We start from the raw sequence: 19,214 nt of genomic DNA on the forward strand, positions 1-19,214 counted from the left end.
GCGATCAAAGCCGAAATCAAAAAAACCGCACCCTGAAGGTGCGGTTTTTTCATGGCATGCCAGCGCGGAGCATAAAACTCCCCGGTTAACTGAGGCATCTCTTCGTGTTGCAGCTTGAAGCTTGCAGCTTGCTTATATCGTCCCGTTCACAATCGGCTCGAAGGCCGTGAGTCGATCCAGTGAAGACGCGTTGCCCAGGCTGTGATTGGGGAAACGGCTGGCGAACTGGCCTTGTTCGCCGTGCAGGGCCATGTAGTTGAGCCACACCGTTTCCGCCAACAGGTTGACGTTGTTGGCCGCCGGGCTGCCGGCGGTTTCCACCGAGGCGTCCGGGCGCATCCAGCCCAGTTGCTGCTGGCCATTGTTCAGCGTCGGGCGGGAGCCCGGGTTGTAAACCAGAATGAAGGAGGCGGCGGTAGAAGAGTTGTCGCCGGTCCATTCGCCCTTGCCGCGGCCGCTCACCGAGTCATCGATTCGCCCGTTACTGGCTACCGAGCCATCACTGAACACATACAGCATCAGCGGAACGCCCTTGCGCCGCGCGTATTCGAGGCAGGCCCCCATGCAGCGCCCGGCACGCAAATCTCGCACTTCCCCGGTGGCCCGTTCGCCGGTGTGATAATCAAAGCCGCCCATGGAAATGCAGCCGGCGCCAGCGTAACCGTTGACGACCAGTTTCATGATGGACGCAGTCTTGGCGAACTCGCGGTCATTGAGTTCGTTCTCGGAGAAGATCGACAGGATATCCAGGTCTTCTTCCACGTTCAGTGGCGTGGGGTCGCCGTAACGGTCGGTGATATCTGCGGCTTCCACATACCCACAGCGCAGCAGGTCCTGCAGATTGCTGCGGCGATTGCTGTCGGTGATGCCGCTGTCGATGCGGTCGATGCGTTTGTGGCTGATGCGGGCGATGGATTCCATCACCGCAGTGGCATCCTGCTGGTTGAGCAGCCCCACCAGCTTGCCGGTGTCCACCAGGCCGGTGACATCGGAAAAACGGTCGATCTTGGTGGGTCGGGCGGACGCAATGATGGACCCATCCGGGGCCAGGGAGTTGCCGCCGGACAAGGAGCTGCGGGAGCCGATCAGAGACATCAGTTCACCGTCGGCGCCGGCGCTGAAAATACCGTACATGGGGTTGTGCGGGTTGTTGGCAGTATCGTTTTCCGAGCGGGCAGGAATCACGCAGCCATTCACATTGGGCGCCGCCGCAGAGGCTTTCTGCATGATGCCACGCAGGAAAGCCGAATCGCTGTGGAAAGCCAGGCCAAGATCCCGGTTGACCAGCCCCGGATTGCTGCTGGGGGCCAGGTTGCCGGGCAGACCCAGCTTGGAGTAACCGGCGGTGGTGAGGAAATCCTCCTGGCCTCCCTGGCCGCCCACCAGCACGTTGGAGCCGGCAATGTTGGCGCCACCGGCCAGATCAAAACAGATAAACGGGATCTTGCCGGCGCCTTCGGCCACGATGCCGCAATCGGTCTTGATGGCTTCCAGATCGGAAGACAGGGAGGCCATGGCCTCGCGCGGGTTACTGAACAGACCGAACAGGCCCACGGTGCCGAACGCTGCGCCACTGATCAGGCCGCGGCCGAGCATGTCGCGCCGTGAAACGGGCTTGCCGTGGCCGAGATTCAGCAGCGGGGCGTCCGGGTGCAGGGGCTGATGACGTTTCCTGAAAAAATGTCGTTTGATCATGTCTCTCCCCTTACTGCACAAGCATGGTGGCACTGCCCAGCACGGTGGCGCAGGCGGCTTTGGTGGCAGTGGCGGTACGTTCGGTGCAGTCATTACTGCACTGGGTCAGGTTGGTATCAAACAACAGGTGTTCCAGTTCGTCGCCAATCTCATCCCGTGCAGGTTGTCGTGTCTGACCATTGCCGATCATGCGTTCGAACAGTGGGCTGATTACCCGGTCGCGCCATTGTTGCTGGCTAATGCTGGTCACATCGCTGTTGTAGTTCATGTAGGGGAACAGCGGAGGGATCGACGGATTGTTATTTCTCTCCGCTTCCACCAGTGCATTGCAATATTCGATGGCAAGCTGGGCAATACCGATCTGGTGCGCGGTGAGGAAGGCCTCGATATTTTCCTCACTGGGCAGCTGGGTACGCAGGCGAAGGTAGGTGTCCGGGATGTCGCCATGGGTCTTCGGCACACCGGTCAGTTCGCTCATGGTGGCGTTGATCTCGGCAAAGTCGCGCAGCCCCACGGTCGGTTGTTCGCCGTACTGGTTGGCTGCCAGCGGTAGCGGGGTGGGTTCGGTGAAGACATTGGTATGACTGCCCAGCCGTTCAAAGGTCAGGAAGAATTCGTCGCTCTCCTGGCCCTGTTCAACCGGGAGCAGGGTGCCAAGCCGGGACAGGGTTTCGCCCTGGCTGCTGTACCCCTCTGCGCCCAGTCCGGTGTCCAGCGGAGCGAAGGACTGGCCCACCTCCGGAACACGGCCATTGATACCCACGCGTAGCCCTTGCATGGGCGTGCTGCTCTCCACGGTGTCCTGTTGCAGATTGATGAAGTAGGGGGCTGCGAACAGGTAGCTGTAGTTATCAAAGCGGGAGACTTCAAACACGACATAGGCACCAGGTTGTTCAATCAGGTGACCGATGTAGAACGGCAGGAAGAAGCGTTCCCCCACCCCGGCAGCAAAGTTGGTCTGCACCTGTTCGCCGGTGAGGGCCCGGTTGTGAATGGCGGCAAACCGGATGACCCCTTCCCAGGGGTGATCGTTGGACGCCTCATTGCCGAGGATCAGTGCGAAGGTGTCGTCCCAGGTGTTGAGCAGACCGGGGGCGGCCGGGTCTACGGCGGGCTGCAGCTCACCATTGATGTAAAGGCGGCGGCCATTCACCGGATCATAGGTGGCGGCAATGTGCTGCTGGCTGGCCTGCAGCGGCATGTCCTCGGTGAGCAGGGCGGGTTCCCCGTTCAAGTCCGTGCTTTCGCCGGTTCGCTGGTAGACCACAAAATCGCTGTCACTCTGGGCCAGGGTCAGGTTGCGGGCGTCCGGGCCGGCAGAGTAACTGATGATATGCGCGTTATCCTGGCCGGTGCTCACCGGTGTGATCCAGGCTTCCAGGGTGAGTTCGCCGGTGGCCTGGATCATGTCACTGAGCTTCTTGCTGGTCAGGGTGCTGCCCTGGGCCTTGCCGTTATTGAGCCGGATGCCCCAGCCCCCTTCCCAGCTAACATCACCGCTGAATTGCAGGTTGATGGCGGGCTCCACGCCGGAGGTGTCGTAGGCGACAGTGCCTTCTCCGGTCTTGAACTCGTAGCGGGCAATCACATTGCTTTCGTAGCGGCCGCCCCCTGCAGCAAGGGTGCCATCGGCCACATTGAGGGCCTTGCTCAGCACCAGGTTTTCATCCGGTGCGGTGGCGGTGATGCTGTTGGCCATGGCGCGGATGGCGTCTTCCATGTCCAGGGCATCGCTGCTGCAGTCGCTCCAGCAGTTGTGGCCATCTTCGCCCAGTCGCTCGACCAGTCGGCTCAGGTCTGGCTGGTTCAGGTCAATCTTGCTCTGGGCGGCGGCGTAGGCTTCGTTCACGTCGTCGGAGGCCAGATAGGGACTCTGTGGCGTGCTGGCATCGCTCTGGTGACAGTCGGAGCAGAAATTGTCCAGCAGAGGATAAACATGGGTCTGGAACAGGGTGGGGTCCGCCGGGAAGTTCTTGCTGTTACCGGGTTCCTTGATGGGTGGCTCGCTGAGTTCCGTGGTGCCGCCGCCCAGCCCCAGGCTTTCCCCTGCCCAGGCAGAGATCCAGGTACTGATCAGGTCTGCGCACACCTGCGCATCGGTTTCCCAGCAGTTATGGCCTCCCGCCACTTTCTGCACCATACGTGAAGCGGCCGGCTGGTTCAGGTTGATCAGCGGGTTGGCAGCTGCGTAAGCGGCGTTAATGTCACCGGTTTGTACAAAGTCGGGTTGCTGGTTTTTGTGGCAGCCGCCGCAACGCTGTTCATCAACCAGATTGTTCCAGATGTAGATCTTGAAGGCCGAGATGTCGCTGTTGCGCGGTGCCGGGCCCTGGTAGCTGGTCTGGCCACTGCCTTCCGGAGGCGGAGGGTTGCTGCGGGTGCTGGCGCCGCTGTCGCTGCCGCCACAGCCGGCCAGCAGGAACAGCAAGAGGGTACTGATGAGGAGTCCGCTACGCATTGCTTCAGTCCCCCATGCAGTAGGTGGCCGCATCAGCAAACAGCGTCTTCATGCGGTAGTTGTCGTTCTTGAAGGCGCTGGTCATGGTGGCCAGCTGGCTGGTGTCAGCATTGTCTGCGGGTTTGCGCAGGCAGACGGCCTTGAACACCTTCTCCGCCTGGCAGCTGGCAAACACCTCGCTGTTGGCCAGTTCTTCCCCCAGGCTGGCGGCTCCGTTGCCGTTTCCGGGCAGGGTGCTGTCCCAGCCCAGGTTGGCATTGGGGCCCGTGCGCCAGTAGTTGTCCCACTTGTCATCCGGGGTGATGTAACCCCAGGGGAAGTTGTTGCTGTTGATCAGGTACTTGCCCTGGACGCGGGTGTTGGTGTCCGGATCCATGCCCGTGTTGTAGACCATGCGTCCCCCGTCCCCTTCCTGTTCTCCTTCCCAGTCGTAGTAGGCAAACGCCTGGGCCAGAGGATCCATGCCGCTGTGACAGCCAATACAACTGTTGCGGAAAATGCGGCTGTCACCGCCGGGGCTGCGGCTCACGTCCTGACGAATGCGGTCGGAGGGGCGGGTGGTGTCCTTGACCTGTTCCAGGTCCCGGCACATGTGATTCATCAGGGTGAAGCGCAGCATTGCCCGGTTGGTGCCGGCGTAGAAAAAGGCATTGGCGGCGGCGCGGGTGGTCAGTACTCCGGCGACGGCCTGGGCAGGGGTGCCGTACTGGCTGACCTGGCTGACCGGTTGCAGCACCTGTTGAAGATCCGCGTGGCTGCTTTCCAGATTGCGGTAGTGGGCATTGCTGTCAGCGGCGGCGGCGGGGCTGACGTTGCCCACGTAGAGCAAGTCGGCGAACAGGATGCGACGGAAATCCAGGTCATCGCGAATGGCGCCAATGACGGTGGCCGTATAGTCATTCAGATCTGCGAACACATCCTGGGCCTCGTTGGTCCAGGGAGTGGCAAATTGCTTCAGGGTGATGCTGTAAAACGCCGGGTGCTCCATGGCCAGCTCGGCCGCGGCACTGGCATTGCCATCGTCGATCAGGTCGGCCATCTCGGTGAGTGTGGCCGCATCGGCGGGCACCCCGGCCAGGCGGTTATGAATCCGTTGCGCCTGATCGCGGCTGTTGGCCTGGCTGTGTGCGGAGGCCAGCAGCAAAGGCAGGGCTGCCAGCCAGATCCCCCAGGTGCGTCTCATTGGAAGCATCCCTTTCTTGTGGTTTTTAACCGCAGAATTATGCGCGGTGGTTACCGTTGTTCAACTGAATTCCCGTTCCCTATTGTTATTCTCACCCGGATTTGGGGCTCGGCACTGTGATTCGGGCCCCAGAAATCTAATAATATCTTCGCGATACTGACACAAGACTAAGAAATACGGATGGGTGGGGTGAAAAAACTAACAGTGTCCCTCCTGCTGGGGCTGCTAGGGGGCTTGAGCGGCTGTGGCGGGATGGACGGGGGAGAACAGGGCCGGGATCCCGCGATTACGGATATCCCGCTTGCCTACGTGGAAAGGACAGCACCGGTTCTCGACATGGACGATGACCCGCCGGATTCTCTGCGGGATCCTGCGGGTTTCCTGCCGGGCGCCCGATTGCTGATCCGTAATGGCGTTTCCAGTCGGGCGCAGGTGCGGGATGTCTCCACGCCGCTGCTGGGGGGCGGGCACGACATCCGCGACCTGTCCACCAGTTATGATGGTTCGCGCCTGCTGTTTGCTGCCCGCGCACCGGAGATTCCGGATGCGGATGATGATGAGCAGCCCACCTGGAATATCTGGGAATACCGCTTCGACACGGGGGTGGCCTCCCGTGTCATGGCCAGTGAGGTGCTGGCGGAACAGGGTCAGGACCGTTACCCCGCCTACTTGCCCGATGGCCGGATCGTGTTTGCCTCCACCCGCCAGCCGCAGACCCGGGCACGTATGCTGGATGAAGGCCGTCAACAGTACTATCCACTGGAAGAGCGACGTGATGTGCGCGCCTTTGCCCTGCACGTGATGGCCGCGGATGGCTCTGGAGTGGAGCAGATCACCTTCAATGCCAGCCATGATGTGGCGCCGCTGGTGATGCCCGATGGCCGCATCCTGTTTCAGCGCTGGGACAACAAGGACGCCAACGACCGCTTCGACCTGTACCGGGTCAACCCGGACGGTACTGCGGTGGAGCCTCTCTACGGGGCGGACAGTCACGAGTGGGGTGAGGATCAGGAGCGACAGTTTCTGCCGCTGGCCATGGCGGAGGATGGCCGGGTTGTTACCGCGTTACGTGATGTGGGATCCCGGGAGCTGGCCATTGTGCCGACGCTTATCGATGTGCGCCGGTTCGTTAACCGGGCGGGGCCCTTGCAGGGTACCGTTGGGGGGGCTGCGGAGCAGGGCCTGAGCCTGCCGGCCACCCGACCGGGCCGGGCCGGCGCGGAAGGCTGGCTGGCGGACCTGTCTCCCATGAATGACGGCACGGGCCGGCTGCTGATGGCCTGGTCTCCCTGTCGCCTGAATGACCGCGGGGCGTTGCTGGCCTGTACGGATGACAATCTGGCCCGTGGTCTGTCGGCGGCCCCGCCTGCCTACGGGCTGTGGGTATTTGACCCGGCCAGTGGCGCCCAGCGCCCGGTTGTGCCTCCCCGTGATGGCCTCTGGATCACCGAGCTGGCTGTGGCCACGGCCACGCGGCTGCCGTCCTCCACTGTGGCGACGCAACGGGATGAGGATCTGGCGGCGGCCAATCAGGCGCTGCTGGATATCCGAAGTGTGTACGATCTGGATGGCGCCTTCTCGGGGTTCATGGACCCGCTGCCTGCGGGGGGCGAGAACTATGCCGGCTTCTCCAATCCCGCAGTGATTTCGCCATCACAGCGTGCGGTGCGTTTTGTCAGGGTGATCAAGGGGGTGCCCATTCCCGGGGATGATGTACGCAATATTCCCGGCAGTCAGTTGGGACGCTTGCCGGCATTCGGCATGCGCGAAATTGTGGGGTATGCGCCGGTACAGCCGGATGGCTCGGTACGCGTTCAGGTGCCTGCAGATGCGCCCCTGGGTTTGCAGTTGGTGGGCAGCGACGGAAAAGCGCTGTCTGGCCGGCATGGGGCCTGGATCACGTTGCGCCCGGGGGAGACCCTGCAATGCCGGGGCTGTCACGCAAACAACAGCCCATTGCCACATGGCCGTCAGGACGGCCTGTTACCGTCAATCAATGCCGGGGCGCCGCTCACCGGCCTGCCGTTCCCCAATACCCGCAGCGATGTGGTCAGTTTTGCAGATGCCGGGGAAACCATGGCACAGGCGCTGACCCGTCTCTACCCGGAGCGTGCCCTGCCGGCCATGGATATGGTGGCCGAGGATGTCTGGACCGATCCGGCGCCGGATCCCGCCACGGAGCTGCAGCTGCGCTATGATGCGCTGCAGACCGAGATCCCTGTGAACGCGGTCTGCCAGGCTGACTGGCAGCCGGGCTGTCGCACCATCATCAATTATCCGGATCACATACAACCTGTCTGGGATGCGCAAAGAAATGTCATGGTCGATGGGGTCGCAACGGAGGTAACCTGCGCTGAGTGTCATAGTCGGCGTGATGCCAGCAATGCCATTCAGTTGCCTCCCGGCCAGCTGGAACTGACCGGGGACCCGGCGGTGGATCAGCCCAATCAACTGACCAGCTACCGGGAGCTGTTGTTTGATGACAACGAGCAACTTTTACTTGACGGTGCATTGATAGACCGTTTGGCTATTGCACTGGATGATGAGAACAATATCGTGTACCAGACCGACGAAGACGGTGAGCTGATACTTGATAGTAACGGTAACCCTGTTCCACTGGTGGAGCCGGTGGAGATACCTTCACCGATCCGTGCGGGCCAGGCGCGTAATTCAGATCGTTTCTTCAGCCTGTTTGCTCCCGGAGGGAGCCATGAAGACTGGCTGAGTGAAGAAGAATTACGGTTGCTGGCTGAGTGGATTGATCTTGGTGCGCAGCAATATAACGACCCATTTCGGGTACCGGAGTAAACGGACTTGCCGCAAGAATGCTAGATGTAAAGACACACGCTGTGTGTCCTGAAGTACTCCTGAGGGTGTTGTTGCTCGTGGTGTGCGCAGGAATGATTCAGCCAGCGGTTGCAGACCAGGAGACACCAACGACGCCCTTGCAGGTCAAGGTGGATAGCTCCTTTGTGGAAATTCACACCGGTCCTGGCCGGGGCTACCCGGTATTTCACGTGGTCGAGCGTGATGCTCCCCTGACCCTGTTGTTTGAGCGAGCCGGGTGGATCAAGGTGGAAACGGTCCGTGGCCGGATAGGCTGGGTGCCCCGCGAAGCTTTCCTGAATACGGTAGATGGCACTGGCCAACCCCCTGAACTGGCCTATCACCTGGCAGACTGGCAGAAGCATCCCTGGCAAGCCTCTCTGCTGGGTGGCGATCTGGATGGCGCCAATTCCCTGGCCGCGGCTCTGGGTTATCGATTTACCGAAAATCTGATCGTGGAAGGCATGTATTCCGCGGCCAGTGGTGACTTTTCCAACAGTGAGATGCTGGAATTGAATCTGCAGCATCATCTTTTCCCGCAATGGCGTCTGTCTCCTTTCGTCATGCTTGGCACAGGCCGGGTGTCGATTGAGCCCCGGGCCACACTGGTGCAACCGGAAAATCGCAATGAAAGCTATGCCCAGGCGGGTGTCGGGCTCAAGTATCACCTTGCCCGTGGCTTCTTGTTGCGCACGGAATATCGCAGCTATGTGCTGTTTACCGACGAAAACCAAAACCGGAATATTGAAGAATGGAAACTCGGGTTCTCTGTGTTGTTCTAGGTCTGCTTTTGCCCTTGCTGGGCCATGCAGAAGAGCAGGCAGAACAGGAAGATGTGGTTCGTGATGCACGTCCGGAGTCGGTGCTGGATCCGCGCATTGAGCGGCGTCGCATTACCGAGGCTGAGATCGACACGGAAAACTTCGAAGCGGGTATTTATACCGGACTGATCTCCATTGAGGATTTCGGCACCCAGCCGTTGATCGGCCTGCGTCTGAATTACCATCTTTCCGAAGATGTGTTCTTCGAGGCCATGCTGGGCCGCAGCAAGGCGGACGAGACCAGCTTTGAACGCCTGAATGCCGGGGTAGAGCTGCTCACCGATGATCAGCGTGCCTACACCTATTACCAGGCAGGGGTGGGCTACAACCTGCTCCCCGGTGAAGCTTTCCTGGGTGAGAATCGCGCGTTCAACAACGCGCTCTATTTGCTGGGTGGTGCCGGCATGACCGATTTCGCCGGCGAAGAATTTTTTACGCTGAGCCTGGGCGTGGGCTACCGGCTGTTGATCAATGATTTCACCACCGTGCGAGTGGATATGAAGGATCACATCTTCAGCATGGATATCCTGGGTGAAGACAGAATGACCAATAATATAGAACTCAGTGCAGGCGTGAGTCTGTTTTTCTGATTGATTCAGGGGGAGCCACCATGAAAACACTGTTTGCGGCAATTTGCCTGTTTTGCCTGGCCATCAGTCTGCCAGCCCAGGCTGCTGAAGAGGGCAAACCGGCACCCGGTTTTACGCTCAAGTCTCTGGATGGCTCCAATGTGAAATTGAACGAGTTGCGGGGCACGGTGGTGCTGGTCAACTTCTGGGCGTCCTGGTGTGGTCCCTGCCGGACCGAGATGCCGTTGCTGGATGAGTTGTACAAGGAATACCGGGACTATGGCTTCACCGTGCTGGGTATCAACCTGGACGAGGAGCATAACCGGGCCCTGAAATTGCTCGACCGGGTGCCGGTGAGCTTTCCGATCCTGTTTGACCCGGATAACAGCACCAGTGAAGCCTTTGGGGTCGATGCCATGCCGACCACGGTGCTGGTAGACCGCGATGGCGTGGTGCGTCATCACCACCGTGGATACAAGGACGGTTTCATGGCCAAGTACGAAGAGCAGGTCAAGACGTTGGTGCTGGAATAATGATTCGAATCGCGCTGCTGGTAATGATCGTGTTGCAGACAGGCTGCTCCATTCAGCCCTGGGTGAAGCCCTATGAGCGTTCCCGACTTGCCGACCCGGTGATGAACGCCGCGGGGCATCCGGTCTCTGAAAGTTATATGCATCACGTTCATCAGGCGCGGGAAGCCATGCGAGGCGCAGAAGGAAGTGCTGGAGGAGGTTGCGGGTGCAACTGATGCGTTCAGGCCATTGGCTGCTGTTACTGCTTATTCTGTCGGTGTCGGCACAGGCGGCCGTGCTGCCGGAAGACCGGTTTGATGTGTTGGTCCACCAATACGATGGTGGCGGCATGGATATCAAGGGGCCCTCGGTTCTGGTGCGCAAGTCGTTCCAGGACAAGCTGGCCATCCAGGCAAATTATTATGTGGATGCGGTCACCGCCGCCTCCATCGATGTGGTGACCACGGCCAGTCGCTACTCGGAGAACCGGATAGAGAAAAGCATTGGTGTGGATTATCTGCACGGCAAGTCGATCTATTCGTTGAGCTATAGCACCAGCAAGGAGAACGATTACGAGGCCAGCTCGGTGCATTTCGACCTGAGTCAGGATTTCTTCGGCGACCTGACCACGCTGACCCTGGGCTTTTCCCAGGGGGAAGATGATATCTCCCGCAACACGGATCCAACCTTCGAAGCGGAAGCGGAACGCCAGCATTTCCGGGTGGGGCTTTCCCAGGTGCTGACCCGTGATCTGGTGGCCAACCTCAATCATGAGCTGATCACTGATCAGGGCTATCTGAATAACCCTTACCGCTCCGTGCGGTATTCAACCAGCCCCTTCACCTACAGTTTTCAGCCGGAACGTTATCCCAACACCCGCACCAGTGAGGCCACCACACTGGGGCTGTCTTACTACCTGCCCTGGCGTGCAGGGTTGCACGGTGAGTATCGCATGTTCAGTGATTCCTGGGGTGTGGATGCCAATAGCTGGCAGTTAAAGCTGATTCAGCCGCTGGGTGAGCACTGGACACTGGAAACCCGATATCGCTCATATAGCCAGGGTGAAGCCGATTTTTACTCGGACCTGTTCCCCTTTCAGAATGCCAGCAACTTTCTGGCCCGCGACAAGGAGTTGAGCGATTTCGATTCCTCCGTGTTCGGGGTAGGTATTGGGGTGCAGTTCAGCAGAAGCGAAGAGCAAACCTTCAACCGCGCCGGTCTGCATCTGTGGGTGGACCGCTTCAACTTTGACTACAACAACTTTCGTGACATTCGCGTGGATACCACGCCAGGCACGGAGCCGTTGTACAGCTTCGATGCCATCGTGACGCGTTTGCTGTTCACGGTCTGGTACTGAGAGACTGAGGGAAGCGGTCCACGCATCATGCAACACCTCCGGCTCAGCGTGTTGCATGGCGCTTGTTGTGTGATGGGTACTTACAACGAATCTGTCAGCAGAATCCCGACGCTGAAGCGGTTCTCGTAATCATCGTAATTGATCAGCGAATCCCCATAACCGGTAAACACCTGCACCAGCCCCTTGAAGCGTTTGCTGAGCGGGAAGGAATAGTTAAACCGGCCTGCCCCCTTGTTGTCACTGCGCAGGTTGTTGCGCACCATGATTTCCAGCACGTGATTACCGAAGGGGCGAGCGACTTCCAGCTCGAAGTGTCCCAGGTACTTTTCGATGTCCGGGTTGTCATCGCCCCGGGTGTCCAGCGGTTCGTCCTTTTCATCTTCCGGCAACCGGTACCAGGGTTTGATGGACCAGTAGTAATCCCCGGTCCTGGCCACGTAATTCATGAAGATGCGGTTCCAGCTCCGTGATACGGGCACATCCTGCCCGTTGGACTCATGCACAAAGCCCAATGCCAGCAGTTCGGAATCCACGGGGCCAAATTGCCAGTTGATCGGCTTGGTGATGAACAGTTCCGGTTCGTAGTTCACTTCCCGGAAAGGCGCTGACTCTTCCGTGTTATACGCTTGCCAGTAGAACGTCCCGGTAAACGCCATCCACAGGGTGACGTCATCAATGATGTTTTCCTTGATCGGGGCTTTCAGGGATAACTGGAATTTGACTTCAACCGGATCCAGGGAGCTGTCTTCCTTGTCAGGATCATTCCATTTCCGGTTGGACCAGTAACTGTAAGGCATCAGGTAGTTACGCCGGTGGGGCGTAATCACAAAGGGGTTGCCCTGAGTGTTGTTTTCCAGCGCCAGTCGGGCGCGCAACGCATCCTCGTGGACACTGCGTTCTTTCTGCGGTTCGCCGTTGGTGCACCAGCCACGCATTTCCTGCACGGTCACCTGCGCGTCTGCCGTCTGGGCACTACGAAGCAGGCATTCGTTCAGTTTCTGCTGTTCGGTCATCTGGTTGGCCGAAGTGTCCTCGGAGGGGACTTCCGCCTGGGAGTCAGGGTCGGTTACCGGCCCCTGGTCAGGTTGGCTTTCTGCGGCCAGTAGTGGGGAGCCTGCCAGCAGCAGGCAGAAGGCGAGCGCATTACGCATGAACACATCCTTGGCGAAAAACGCCAGCGCCGGGTTCAAAGGGTTTTCAGTTCGTCGTCACTCAAGGCACGGGCCTGTTCTTCCAGCATCACCGGAATGCCGTCTCGAACCGGGTAGGCCAGCCCGCTGGCCTTGCACTTCAGTTCGGCCTGTTTTTCGTCGTAGACCAGGGGGGCCTTGCTCACCGGGCAGACCAGAATATCGAGCAGATTGGGGTCGAGCATTTTCATGATTCCTTCATCAGTTGGGGCCGAGTATAGCAGTGATCAGCGTGAAATCGGTGAAGTGATAAACGCCCTGTATATTTTTGCAGAATTTTAATAAGTCACTGTAAATAATGGGGTTTGCATCGCAAACGGCAGTTTCAAACGCTTGTTTGACTTGTGGGTCACAAATAGCACTGGAGACTGGCTGGAACGCTGACCTAAGATTACTGGCCTAATGAACGGTGACCCGCTGGGTCGCCCCATTTTCACCGAGTATTTTGGGAGATGTGAGATGCCGGATTACAAGGCTCCCCTGCGCGACATGCGCTTCGTACTGAATGAAGTCCTGGACCTGGATGGCCACTACGCAAGCCTGGGTCTGGAAGACATCAACAGTGAACTGCTGAATGCTTTCCTGGAAGAAGGCGCCAAGTTCTCCGAAAACGAGCTGGCTCCCCTGAACCGTTCCGGTGATGAGGAAGGCTGTGGTTTCGAAGACGGCGTGGTAACCACCCCGAAAGGCTTCAAGGAAGCCTACGCCAAGTACGTGGAAGGCGGCTGGCCAGCCATGGGCGGCGATCCGGAGTTTGGTGGCCAGGGCCTGCCGGGCTCTGCCGGTATCGCCATCTCTGAAATGACCGGTACTGCCAACTGGTCCTGGAGCATGTACCCGGGCCTGTCTCACGGTGCGGTTGCCACCATCGAAGAGCACGGCACCGACGAGCAGAAGCAGGCTTACCTGCCCAAGCTGACCAGCGGTGAGTGGACCGGCACCATGTGCCTGACCGAACCTCATTGCGGTTCTGACCTGGGTATTCTCAAAACCAAGGCCGAGCCGAATGCTGATGGCTCTTTCAATATCACCGGTACCAAGATCTTCATCTCTGCCGGTGAGCACGACATGGCCGAAAACATCGTTCACATCGTACTGGCCCGCCTGCCCGATGCCCCCAAGGGTACCAAGGGTATTTCCCTGTTCATCGTTCCCAAGTTCATGACCGACGGTAACGGCGGTGTGGGCGAGCGTAACGCGGTGACCTGTGGTTCCATCGAGCACAAAATGGGCATCAAGGCGTCTGCCACCTGTGTGATGAACTTTGATGGTGCCAAGGGCTACCTGATCGGTCCGGAGAACAAGGGCCTGAACTGCATGTTCACCTTCATGAACTTTGCGCGTCTGGGTACCGCCATCCAGGGTGTGGCTCACGCTGAACTGGGCTTCCAGGGTGGTCTGACCTACGCCAAAGAGCGTCTGGCCATGCGCAGCCTGTCCGGCCCGAAGAATCCGGAAGGTGCGGCTGACCCGATCATCGTTCACCCGGACGTGCGTCGCATGCTGCTGACCTCCAAAGCCTTTGCCGAAGGCGGCCGTGCGCTGGTGTACCTGTGCGCCCAGCTGGGTGACAAGGTGAAGCTGGAGAAGGATGAAGCAGCTCGCAAGGAAGCTGACGATCTGATGGCGCTGCTGACTCCGATCGCCAAGGCGTTTGTGACCGAAGCGGGTCTGGAAGCGGCCAACCACGGCGTTCAGATCTACGGCGGCCACGGCTTTATCCGTGAGTGGGGCATGGAGCAGAACGTACGTGATGCCCGCATCTCCACCCTGTACGAAGGCACCACCGGCATCCAGGCTCTCGACCTGCTGGGCCGTAAAGTGATGATGACCCAGGGTCAGGCCCTGCGTAACTTCACCAAGATCGTGCACAAGTTCTGTGAAGCCAATGCCGACAATGCCGACCTGAAGGTGTTCCTGGAGCCGCTGGCTGCCTACAACAAGGAATGGGGCGATCTGACCCAGGCCATCGGTATGCAGGCCATGCAGAACCCGGATTACGTGGGTGCCGCTTCCGTGGATTACCTGATGTACTCCGGTTATGTGACCCTGGCGTACCTGTGGGCGCGTATGGCTGCTGTTGCCCATGCCCAGCTGGAAGCGGGCGCGGGTGATGAGGACTTCTACAAGGCCAAGATCAGCACCGCCAACTTCTACTTCAAGCGTATCCTGCCGCGCGTAGCCGGTCACAAGGGTGCCATTGAAGGTGGTCTGGACTGCATGATGGAACTGGATGCCGAACACTTCGCATTCTGATCGATCCTCGCCCCAACAAAAAAACCGCCGTCATGGCGGTTTTTTTGTTGGGGCCGCAGCACGCAGCACGCAGCACGCAGCACGCAGCACGCAGCACGCAGCACGCAGCACGCAGCACGCAGCACGCAGCACGCTTCACGCCAAACCGGGAGATCGGCACTGTGGGAGCTTGCCTGCAAGCGATTCGAGCCTTGGCGAGGAAATGGATGACCCGCGAGTTGCGAGTAACGAGTTGCGAAAACCAAGGCCTCTAGCCCCCGAGCCGGGGTTTTGCCTTTCTCTCCTCGACACTCGACACTCGTTACTGCCTCCTCCGCGTTGTTGCGTGAAGCGTTCTGCATTTTGCGTGCCGCGTTATTCGATGAAAGGCGCCGTTCCCGGGTCTGTAATGCCTTTGCCTGCAGTCGCTCCCCGTCGCATACTGATGTCATTGTGAAATGCGAGTGGGGCCCGTTCTGGTGGCTCCACCAGGGACAGGCAATGGTAAGGACACTGTGCTGGCGATTTCTGGCGATCTTGTTCGTGGCCATCGGGATGGTCGGCGTGATCGTGCCCGGCTTGCCCACGGTGCCGTTCCTGCTGGTGGCCGCCTGGGCGGGAAGTCGCGGCTGGCCTGCGCTTGAACAGTGGTTGCTGGAGCATCCCCGTTACGGTGAGCCGCTGCTGCAATGGCGCCAGAGCCGTGCCATCTCCCGCCGTGCCAAGTGCGCTGCGTCCACCATGATGCTGATCAGCATCATGATTATCTCGTTTTCCGGTGCCCATACTGCCGTCAAGATTGGCGTGCCGTTGATGTTGTGCGTGACATTATTGTGGCTGTGGAATCGGCCGGAGCCGGAAAAGCCGGTTTCAGACAATCACCGGGCGTGACTTTTCAGTCAGCTTGAGTGGCTCAACGCGCCGCATGCCGGCATGAACGGTGAGTCACAAATAAGCCTGTAATCAAGGGCTCTGGCTGCCTAAAATTTGCGCCCTGCCAATTTTCGGGAGATGTGCAAATGGCGATCTATAAAGCGCCCCTCGAGGACATGCGTTTTGTTCTCAACGATGTGTTCAAAGCGGACGAGCAGTGGGCCACCATGCCTGCCACCGCCGAGGTAACCCGCGACCTGTCCGACGCCATTCTGGAAGAAGCGGGCAAAATGACCGAAGGCCTGCTGTTTCCTCTCAACCGTGAAGGTGATGAGCAGGGCTGTAGCTGGAATGACGGTGATGTGGCCACTCCGGCCGGCTTCAAGGATGCTTTCAAGACCTTTGCCGAAAACGGCTGGACCGCGTTCTCCGGCAATCCGGAGTTCGGAGGCCAGGGCATGCCGAAATCCCTCGCGGTGTTGTTCGAGGAAATGATGCACAGTGCCAACTCTTCCTTTGCACTGTATCCGGCCCTGACCAGTGGCGCCTGTCTGGCCATTGATGCCCACGCCAGCGAGGAACTCAAGAACCAGTACCTGCCCAAGCTGTACAGCGGCGAGTGGAGCGGCACCATGTGTCTCACCGAGCCGCATTCCGGTACTGACCTGGGCATCGGTCGTACCAAGGCGGAGCCCAATGACGATGGTTCCTTCAGCATCACCGGTACCAAGATCTTTATCACCGGCGGTGAGCACGACCTGACCAGCAACCACATTCATCTGGTGCTGGCCAAGCTGCCGGGCGCGCCGGAAGGCTCCAAGGGGATTTCCCTGTTCCTGGTGCCCAAGTTCCTGCCGGATGCAGACAACAACCCTGGCGAGCGCAATGGCGCAACCTGTGGCTCCATTGAGCACAAGATGGGCATCAAGGGCTCTGCCACCTGTGTAATGAATTTTGACAACGCCAAGGGCTGGATCATCGGCGAGCCGAATCAGGGCCTGGCGTGCATGTTCACCATGATGAACTACGAGCGTCTGTCCATCGGCCTGCAGGGTCTGGGGCTGGGCGAGGTGAGCTACCAGAGCGCGGTGGATTATGCCCGCGAGCGCCTGCAGGGCCGAAGCGCCACCGGCGCCAAGAACCCCAATGGCCCGGCGGATCCGATCATCGTTCACGGTGATGTGCGTCGCATGCTGATGAACATGCGTGCCATCAACGAGGGTGGCCGTGCACTGGCGGCTTACGTGGGTATGCAGCTGGATGCCGCCAAGTTCAGTGAAGATGCGGACATCAAGAAGAAAGCCGAAGATCGTGTCGCGCTGCTGACCCCGATCGCCAAGGCGTTCTTTACCGACCGCGGTCTGGAAACCACCATCACCGGCCAGCAGGTCTTTGGTGGCCATGGTTATATCCGTGAGTGGGGGATGGAGCAGTTCGTTCGTGACTGCCGTATTTCCCAGATTTACGAAGGTACCAACGGTATTCAGGCGCTGGATCTGGCCGGCCGTAAAGTGGCCCGTAATGGTGGCAAATCAGTGGATGCCTTCCTGGCGGATGCCGATGCCTGGCTGGAAGCCAACGCCGGTAACGCAGAGCTGGCCCAGGTGCAGGATTCCGTGAAAGCGGCCCTGGCGCTGCTGAAGTCGGCAACCGATGAATTGCTGTCTCAGGCAGGTGACAACCCGGACGCCATCAGTGCTGGCGCAGTGGAGTATCTGGATATCTTTGGCTACGCCATCTATGCCTGGTTGTGGGCGCAGATGCTGGCCGCCACTGAGGGCCGTGATGATGACTTTGCCAAGGCCAAGCGCATCACCGGTCAGTATTACTTCCAGCGTTTCCTGCCCAAGGCTGAGGCCCTGCTTGCCCAGCTGAAGGGTGGCGCGGCGACCATGATGAGCCTGGATGACGAGCTGTTCTGATCGATAGGCGCTTCATGCAGCACGCAACACGCTGCACGCAAAAAAAACCGCACCTTTTGGTGCGGTTTTTTTATGGTTCATCGCGGAACTGCGGGAAAACAGGTTGGTCAGACGCCCGACCAGACTTCGCCACTTCCCTCAAATTTGCGATGAACCTTTTTGGGGGCCCCTCTGGGGCTGCAGCATGCCCAGATAACACCGTAGGGCGGAAATCGGCGGAAGCCGATCTCCGCCGCATTTTCCATCACTGCCCCGCACCACAGGAAAGGCCCTGTCGGAGATCGCCTGCGGCGATTTCCAACCTACGCGGCCTCGCATCGCACACAGGCGTCCGATGCAACCCGGTATGGTGTTCCTGTCGTCAGGCTTCTGGCTTCAAGCATCTGGCGGCCTGTGAGCGGGATTAAGGCAGGGACATTCATCTCATCGCCCCTTCCTGCCAATCCGCGATGAACCTTTTTTATGCCGCTTCGCGGCCGCAACAGGCATCACGCTTCACGTAACATGCGGAAAGCCTGGTGGACAGGGTCTGCTGTCCCACAGTTTGATTTAGCGAAGTCCGAAACCCGCCAGGCTGGCAAGCCGGCGGGTTTCTCTGTTTAGGGAAACAGGATTTCACCGGTGCATTTTGACTCTCGCAGATGCCTGTCTCGTGGGAGCCTGCTTGCAGGCGAATGTTGGCGCGGAAAGGACTATTCGTTTGCAGGCGAACTCCCACAAGAGGCAGGAGCTTGCTGTTTTGCAGGAGCGGGAGGGGCGGGCGCCGCTTTGCGTGTTGCGTGCAGCGTGCAGCGTGCCGCGTATCGGGTCAAGGGAACTGCATATTCAGAGGGGAGGAGCCTTTCATGGCATCAGCCTTGGCCGGGTCATCAATAAACGGGTTCCTGTTTCCCTGGAACTTCTCGATCTCGTCATTTCTGCGCTTTTCTTCCTCGTCCACCGGGTCTTCCTCATTCCAGCGCTGATACATTTCCAGCGTGCCCAGCAGCGGTAGCTCATAACGTTCATGAAGATACAGCATGGCGCGGGCCACATTCCCCTTGGCATGCTGCGGTGGATCAAACACCTGGAAGGATTGCTGGTAGCCGCATTCCGGATCCACGGTCACATTGTCGGGCAGGTCGCCAAACAGGTTGCGCCGTCGAACCAGCTCGACTTTGCTGGTTACCGGGTGCAGCCCGTGGTAATCCTCATTGATCTGGACAAAGTCTTTGTTGCCTCGACACAGACGGCTGCTCCGGCATCCGAAATGCTTGGCCAGCCGGCGGTCATCATAAACCCCGTCCACCGATATCCGGCTGTCTGCCCGGAAGGGTTCCTGACAATAGAGTGTCTTGCCGCCTTCCGGATAAAGCTGCTGGATAAATCTGTCATCCCGCCCGTCTGCAAAACTGGTGCCGGCAGACATGAGTAACGCTGCGGCAACCAGTGAAAACTTATTCATATTGTGATCCCTGTCACGTTTTCTGCCCCCATGTTAGCCCCCAAAGCCAGGGTGGCAGATATCCATAATGTATACGGTGAAGACGGGCGGTGCCAATGGGGAGATAAGTGGTTGTCTGACAAGGCAAAC

Annotated in this window: 15 protein-coding genes; 9 read left to right on the forward strand and 6 right to left on the reverse strand. The window is 59.2% G+C overall.

The genetic code is table 11. The annotated features are described in order from the left end of the window. Window positions 1-132: 132 nt before the first annotated feature. The 3 genes from HF945_RS02665 to HF945_RS02675 are packed head-to-tail and all read right to left on the reverse strand — an operon-like array spanning window position 133 to window position 5,336. Entirely contained in the window at window positions 133-1,695 is a 1,563-nt protein-coding gene (locus tag HF945_RS02665; protein ID WP_290524229.1) for a general secretion pathway protein GspF, read from the reverse strand. A gap of 10 nt (window positions 1,696-1,705) precedes the next feature. Next, on the reverse strand, window positions 1,706-4,153 hold the full coding sequence (locus tag HF945_RS02670; RefSeq protein ID WP_290524230.1) for a LamG domain-containing protein: 2,448 nt from the start codon (window positions 4,151-4,153) through the stop codon (window positions 1,706-1,708). 4 nt (window positions 4,154-4,157) lie between these two features. Beyond that, entirely contained in the window at window positions 4,158-5,336 is a 1,179-nt protein-coding gene (locus tag HF945_RS02675) for a hypothetical protein (RefSeq protein ID WP_290524231.1), read from the reverse strand. Between the two features lie 180 nt (window positions 5,337-5,516). Between HF945_RS02675 and HF945_RS02680 the strand changes: the two genes are divergently transcribed. The 6 genes from HF945_RS02680 to HF945_RS02705 all read left to right on the forward strand — a co-directional run bounded on the left by HF945_RS02680 (window position 5,517) and on the right by HF945_RS02705 (window position 11,421). Beyond that, window positions 5,517-8,144, forward strand: coding sequence for a hypothetical protein (locus HF945_RS02680; RefSeq protein ID WP_290524232.1), 2,628 nt, complete (start codon window positions 5,517-5,519; stop codon window positions 8,142-8,144). 92 nt (window positions 8,145-8,236) lie between these two features. Beyond that, window positions 8,237-8,944 carry an outer membrane beta-barrel protein gene (locus HF945_RS02685; RefSeq protein WP_290524233.1) on the forward strand — a complete coding sequence of 236 codons (708 nt, stop codon included), beginning with the start codon at window positions 8,237-8,239 and terminating at the stop codon, window positions 8,942-8,944. Further along, complete coding sequence (locus HF945_RS02690; protein ID WP_290524234.1) at window positions 8,914-9,573, forward strand: outer membrane beta-barrel domain-containing protein; 660 nt, start codon at window positions 8,914-8,916, stop codon at window positions 9,571-9,573. The genes HF945_RS02685 and HF945_RS02690 overlap by 31 nt, the downstream gene beginning before the upstream one ends. A 20-nt stretch (window positions 9,574-9,593) precedes the next feature. Further along, the gene (locus HF945_RS02695) at window positions 9,594-10,085 is read left to right on the forward strand and encodes a TlpA disulfide reductase family protein (protein WP_290524235.1); all 492 of its coding nucleotides are present in this window, start codon (window positions 9,594-9,596) and stop codon (window positions 10,083-10,085) included. Then, entirely contained in the window at window positions 10,085-10,300 is a 216-nt protein-coding gene (locus tag HF945_RS02700; protein ID WP_290524236.1) for a DUF4266 domain-containing protein, read from the forward strand. The genes HF945_RS02695 and HF945_RS02700 overlap by 1 nt, the downstream gene beginning before the upstream one ends. Next, on the forward strand, window positions 10,300-11,421 hold the full coding sequence (locus HF945_RS02705; RefSeq protein ID WP_290525379.1) for a DUF3570 domain-containing protein: 1,122 nt from the start codon (window positions 10,300-10,302) through the stop codon (window positions 11,419-11,421). Before HF945_RS02700 ends, HF945_RS02705 begins: the two co-directional genes overlap by 1 nt. Before the next feature lie 80 nt (window positions 11,422-11,501). On the opposite strand, the gene HF945_RS02710 is transcribed toward HF945_RS02705, so the two are convergent. Both HF945_RS02710 and HF945_RS02715 read right to left on the reverse strand, forming a co-directional pair. Continuing rightward, window positions 11,502-12,572, reverse strand: coding sequence for a phospholipase A (locus HF945_RS02710; RefSeq protein WP_290524237.1), 1,071 nt, complete (start codon window positions 12,570-12,572; stop codon window positions 11,502-11,504). A gap of 35 nt (window positions 12,573-12,607) precedes the next feature. After that, complete coding sequence (locus HF945_RS02715; RefSeq protein WP_290525380.1) at window positions 12,608-12,796, reverse strand: Trm112 family protein; 189 nt, start codon at window positions 12,794-12,796, stop codon at window positions 12,608-12,610. A 274-nt stretch (window positions 12,797-13,070) separates the two neighbouring features. Between HF945_RS02715 and HF945_RS02720 the strand changes: the two genes are divergently transcribed. The 3 genes from HF945_RS02720 (at window position 13,071) to HF945_RS02730 (ending at window position 17,641) form a co-directional block, all read left to right on the forward strand. Continuing rightward, on the forward strand, window positions 13,071-14,867 hold the full coding sequence (locus tag HF945_RS02720; RefSeq protein WP_290524238.1) for an acyl-CoA dehydrogenase C-terminal domain-containing protein: 1,797 nt from the start codon (window positions 13,071-13,073) through the stop codon (window positions 14,865-14,867). Window positions 14,868-15,347: 480 nt separating this feature from the next. Next, the gene (locus HF945_RS02725) at window positions 15,348-15,737 is read left to right on the forward strand and encodes a YbaN family protein (RefSeq protein WP_290524239.1); all 390 of its coding nucleotides are present in this window, start codon (window positions 15,348-15,350) and stop codon (window positions 15,735-15,737) included. A gap of 128 nt (window positions 15,738-15,865) precedes the next feature. Then, window positions 15,866-17,641, forward strand: coding sequence for an acyl-CoA dehydrogenase C-terminal domain-containing protein (locus HF945_RS02730; protein ID WP_290524240.1), 1,776 nt, complete (start codon window positions 15,866-15,868; stop codon window positions 17,639-17,641). A gap of 808 nt (window positions 17,642-18,449) precedes the next feature. Here the strand turns inward: HF945_RS02730 and HF945_RS02735 are convergent. Next, window positions 18,450-19,085 carry an endonuclease gene (locus HF945_RS02735; protein WP_290524241.1) on the reverse strand — a complete coding sequence of 212 codons (636 nt, stop codon included), beginning with the start codon at window positions 19,083-19,085 and terminating at the stop codon, window positions 18,450-18,452. Window positions 19,086-19,214 lie beyond the last annotated feature (129 nt).

Source organism: Alcanivorax sp. (genome assembly GCF_017794965.1).
Lineage (GTDB): Bacteria > Pseudomonadota > Gammaproteobacteria > Pseudomonadales > Alcanivoracaceae > Alcanivorax.